Source organism: Pseudorhodobacter sp. (genome assembly GCF_030452865.1).
Lineage (GTDB): Bacteria > Pseudomonadota > Alphaproteobacteria > Rhodobacterales > Rhodobacteraceae > Pseudorhodobacter.
In genome coordinates this window covers 1-4,966 of the sequence record NZ_JAKDLJ010000279.1, presented here as the reverse complement: position 1 = coordinate 4,966, position 4,966 = coordinate 1, and the positions used below count along the sequence as shown (strand labels likewise).

Sequence of the window (4,966 nt, the reverse complement as noted above, 5' to 3'; positions counted from 1 at the left end):
AGTGCGGAGTTTCGTCTGACGGGCCTGGCCACCGCAGGCCCAGAAAGCCAGTGCAGTTTGGACCGACACCGATCCTGTTCCGGCGAGTTGCTCTGGTTCAGCGATCCTTCGCTCCAAGGCCACCGCATATCCCGAGCCCGAGGCTGACCCGGTAGGGTCGAGATATGCTGTCAAGCTGATGAGTGCGCTTCTCCCTGTTGTCGAAGGCCGTTTCGATCGTAAGTCGTACATCCATGGCAGTACCCCTCGCAAAGAGCTTACCTTGGCACAGGCCAGACCACCGACGACGCCCCCCATGTTCTGTCCACTCACTTACGGAAGTCTGCGCGGATTGCGCGGGCGGTTGGCTTGACCTGATGGCGTAAGCCGCCGACCTGCACCCGATCACGCGCGCCTGCATGGGGTTTCACCTTTGGAGCCTCGCGGGCCTCGGGCAACAGGGCGACCCTATGGAAGCGGCGGTTACTGCCGCACGCATTGCGGCCAGCGAGTGTAAAGGGCGATCTTTGCAACGCTGGCTATGGGTGGGGGGTAGTGGGTCACTTTGCCTCAGCTTTGGTCGGAATCATGCCGTCGATTTCACCTTTTGTGATCGGCGCTGAGGTTTCTTGCCGACTATTCATGGTTGAAGTAGGATATTGAGGTATAGACAATCGACATTATGCATTTGGGACAGGTTGGGACCGGGTTATCGTCTCCCGCACCGGGGCATTAAAACCCACTGACGATCCACGCCCGGTGTCACCCGCGACCGACACAAACGAAAGTTTACCAAGTGCTTTTTACTCTTTTACGATGCTTTCTTTTCACGATCTGTTTTCTGACGGTCGTAATCGTTGCGGCGCGCCTTGTTTTTCACGTTCCCGACAGCGCGGATCGGAAAGAGACTATCGCTCTGCCTCCGGTCGAGGACAGTGCGTTGGCTGCTGCCGTGACCAAAAGCGCCCATGAGCGCTCGGGGCTGACCGGTATTGCGTCGCTGGAGGATGGCCGGGACGCATTCGCGGCGCGAATTCTGCTCGCCAATGCCGCTGTTTCCTCGATCGACGTTCAATACTACATCTGGCGCGCCGACATGACCGGGCATTTGTTTCTCAAGGCCCTGTATCGCGCGGCAAACCGCGGAGTGCGGGTGCGCTTGTTGCTCGACGACAACGGAATTGACGGTCTTGACGACGTGCTGGCTGCCATGGATGCCCATCCCAATATGGAGGTCCGCCTGTATAATCCGTTCATCCTGCGACGGTTGAAACGGCTCTCCTTTGCCTTCGATTTCTTCAGGCTGAACCACCGGATGCACAACAAGGCGTTCACCGTCGATGGCCGCGTCAGCATCCTGGGCGGACGCAACGTGGGCGACGAATATTTCGGAACCGGCACGAACCCCCTGCAAATCGATCTGGATGTTCTTGCCGTTGGCGACATCGTTCCGCGGATTTCGAAGGATTTCGACCGCTACTGGAATTCCGTTTCGGTCGTTCTCGCCGCGCAGATTCTGGGAACGTCGGACAACACCGCGGTGATTTCGACGATGCTGGCTGCCTTCGAGGCGGCGCCGGATTTCAATGAGTATCGCCTGCTCCTAGAGGCTTGCGATATCGTGTCGTCGCTGGAGCGGGGCGATCTGCCACTGGAATGGACCGAAGCCGTGCTGGTCAGCGATGATCCTGTCATCGGTTTTGACGCAGTTCCGCGCAGGGATTTGTTTGTGACCCGCCTGCTCAGTGCAGTCGGGCCGATCAAGACACGGTTTGACGGGGTAACGCCCTATTTCGTGCCCGGTGCCGCCGGAGTAAAGGCGTTTACCGCATTGCAACAGCGCGGTGTGGCCGTGCGTATGCTGACAAATTCACTCGACGCGACGGACGTGATGCCGGTTCATGCGGGATACGCCAAGCGCCGGAAGGACTTGCTGCGGGCGGGCGTCGGCCTGTTCGAATTGCGCCCCCGGCCCAGTGGACCGACCTCGCTTGATAAACTTGGCCCGTTCGGATCGTCGGGGTCCCATCTTCACGCCAAGACCTTTGCTGTAGATGGCACCCGCGTCTTTGTCGGATCGTTCAATTTCGACCCCCGCTCGGCGACGCTGAATACGGAAATGGGCCTGCTGATCCAAAGCACCAGGATGGCCCAGAGGTTGCATGATGCGTTCGACAGGGGCCTTGACGAACTTGCGTGGCGGGTGGAGCTGCGCGAGGGGCGCCTGATCTGGACCGGCGCATCGAATGACGCGGCAACCCATGTCGAACCCGGCACGACATTTGCCAAGCGCGCCGCCTTGACGTTCATCGGTTGGCTGCCGGTGGAATGGCTTTTGTGACCGGTCTTCACCTGGGTTCCACAGCATTTAGAGCCCGCTTGCAGATGCCTTGCAATGCGTGGTGAAAGGTGAATCACCGGTCAGCCGGATCGAGACGCCGAAACGCGCTCATATGCGGAAACTGGCCTTTGGCGATGTATGCAGCCTCTGCGGCGGTCGATTCACGGTTCAGGATTTCGTTGCGATGGGGATGGCGTCCGAACGCCGCGATGACCTTGCGAACGTCGCGGGCCTGATTGGCCAGTCCGGCGTATATGGGTTGCAGGTGGATCGGCGCGGCGGCGGCGATGTCTTCGCGCAGGCCGACCAGCATATCGAGGCGATGTAGATGGTCGGGTCCTTCGCAATGGCCGAGTGGCAAGCCGAAGACGACCTGAAACCACGGCGTCTCCAGCTTGGCATAATGCCCGTTCGACAAGCCCTCTGTCACCAGGATCCGCGCACGCGGATCCTGCGCGAAGGCCCGCGCATCGTCTCGCCACAGCGAACGGGAAAACTGGTCGAGCAGGATGATCAGCGCCAGCCTTCTAGGCGCGCTCATCGCCCAGTGATCGAGGCGACCCCGCGCCGCCTCTCGGGTCAGATCCGCAAACCGCGCCATGATCTGATCGTCGGCGCCGCCCTGCATCCTCCACGACCAATGTGCGTGGTGCGCGGGCGCCTCGACATTCAAAGACCGCCCTTCAGGAAACCAGAAATCAAGAACATCGTCCCATTCCCGACAATCCTTGATAACTGCCATTTGTGCCTCCTTCCGAATTACGGATTTGACACTTTCCTGCGCCGCCGGCCCAAGTGCCTGGCGTTCCCCTCAATCGGCCTCGGCGGGCCTGTCACGCAGCGCTGCAACGGCATCCGCATCGATCGGGGCTGCAGAGTTGCTCCAGCCGCTGCGCACGAAGTTTGCCAGCGTGGCCACCTCGTCGTCGGTCAGCCGATTGGCAAAGCCGGGCATCCGCAGGCGCATGGGCCGGATTTCGGTCGATGGCAATTCCGCGCCATGCAGGATGATATTGATCAGGCCCGTGCCGCCGGGCGCGTTCACCAGTGAATTGCCGTCGAGTTCGGGAAAGATCTCGTTCGCGCCAAGGCCGTCGACGAAGTGGCAGGCGTTGCAATTGTCGAGGTAGAGACGCGCGCCCAACTCCATGCCCGGATCGGCAGAGGCGAGCAGCGCCTCGGTTTTGCCGGAGGTTTCGGGGCGGGCAGGCGGCGTCTCGGGTGCCGGGCCGTCGCGGCCGATATGACGCAGGTAGGCGACCATCGCGCCGACATCCTCATCACTCAGATATTGCAGGGACTCGCCTACGACCAACTGCATCTCGCCGCTGACGCCGGCGTGGTTGTTGCGCCCGGTGCGCAGCCAGTGGGCCAGCTGATCCGCCGCCCATTTCTGCGGCGCACTGTTCGGTTCGCGCAGATCGGGCGCATGCCATCCGCCGATCTCGCCCCCTGTCAGGAACCGGTCATTCGCTGCCGTGTATCCCGCCTGCGCGAAATACTGGTTACGCGGACTGTGACAGGCGCCGCAATGGCCCGGCCCTTCAACCAGATAGGCACCGCGATCAAGCTGTTCGTCGTCAAACTCCGGCGTGAACCCGGCCTTGTCCAATGCCACCCATTTCCACGCCCGGATGCCCCATCGCTGGTTGAAGGGGAAACCCATCTCCGCGGCCTTCACCTCGTTGCGCACCGGCGGAACCTCGTCCATGAAATACGCGTAAAGCGCGCGCACGTCGGGCTCGGTCAGCTTGCGATAGTTGTCATAGGGCATCGCCGGGTAGAGATGCTCGCCGTGCTTGCCGATCCCGTCGTAGAGCGCGGCGCGGAACTGGTCCAGCGTCACATCGCCGATCCCGGTCTCTGGGTCGGGCGTGATGTTGGAGGAATAGATCACTCCCATCGGGCTTTCGATGGCGCGGCCGCCGGCAAAGCGTTCGCCATCCACGGCGGTATGACAGGCCGCGCAATCGGACAGTTGCATTGCGTATTTGCCCGACCCTTCGGGAACCTGATAATCGGCAGCAAGTTCGGTCTGGGGCGGGGTCAACTGAACCGGAACAAAAATGAAAGCTGCCAGCGCCAGCACTCCGACGAGGATGAGCGCGGCCAGGATACGGAGAAAGGTGTACATGCTCGTGCCTCCCTATACCAAAGGCCGTGGATTGGGCAGGTAATCCTTGCGGATTGCCTCGCTTGCCCAATAGGCCAATGCGCCGACAGCCCCGGTGGGGTTGTACTGGATATTCTGCGGAAACGCCCCCGCTCCCATGGCAAAGACGTTATGCACATCCCAGCATTGAAGATACCGGTTCAGCACCGAGGTTTTGGGATCGGTGCCCATAATCGTGCCGCCCACATTATGCGTTGTCTGATACGGGCGGACGTCATAGAGCGCACCCTCCTGCTTATAGCCCGAAGCCCAAGACGTCGGGTTCATCAACTGCGCAATCGGTTCGATCTTGCTGCGCATGAACTGGGTCATGCGGATATCGTTGTCTTTCCAGTTGAACGTCATCCGCATCAGCGGGCGGCCATGCTGATCCTTATAGGTCGGGTCAAGGTCAAGATAGCAATCGCGATAGGACATGTTCGACCCGTGACTGCCGATCGACATGGAATGGCCGTACCATTTCTTGATCCCCG

General features: G+C 60.7%; 4 protein-coding genes. 1 reads left to right on the top strand and 3 read right to left on the bottom strand.

Annotated elements, in window-relative coordinates:
• The first annotated feature begins 919 nt into the window (after positions 1-919).
• Positions 920-2,320: a phospholipase D family protein gene (locus L0H65_RS14490; RefSeq protein ID WP_301459759.1), complete on the top strand. Its 1,401-nt coding sequence runs from the start codon at positions 920-922 to the stop codon at positions 2,318-2,320.
• 73 nt (positions 2,321-2,393) lie between these two features.
• Here the strand turns inward: L0H65_RS14490 and L0H65_RS14485 are convergent, their stop codons facing one another.
• From L0H65_RS14485 to L0H65_RS14475, 3 genes are all read right to left on the bottom strand, one after another.
• A complete protein-coding gene (locus L0H65_RS14485) occupies positions 2,394-3,062 on the bottom strand; it encodes a DUF924 family protein (RefSeq protein WP_301459758.1) in 669 nt (222 codons plus the stop codon).
• 69 nt (positions 3,063-3,131) lie between these two features.
• Positions 3,132-4,454 carry a cytochrome c gene (locus tag L0H65_RS14480; RefSeq protein WP_301459757.1) on the bottom strand — a complete coding sequence of 441 codons (1,323 nt, stop codon included), beginning with the start codon at positions 4,452-4,454 and terminating at the stop codon, positions 3,132-3,134.
• A gap of 12 nt (positions 4,455-4,466) precedes the next feature.
• Positions 4,467-4,966, bottom strand: a 500-nt coding sequence (locus tag L0H65_RS14475) for a GMC oxidoreductase (protein ID WP_301459756.1), incomplete at its 5' end; no start/stop codon positions are given.

Bases quoted from the DNA above. Each gene is read 5' to 3' on its own strand.
- L0H65_RS14485 (WP_301459758.1), bottom strand. From the start codon at position 3,062: ATGGCAGTTATCAAGGATTGTCGGGAATGGGACGATGTTCTTGATTTC.
- L0H65_RS14480 (WP_301459757.1), bottom strand. From the start codon at position 4,454: ATGTACACCTTTCTCCGTATCCTGGCCGCGCTCATCCTCGTCGGAGTG.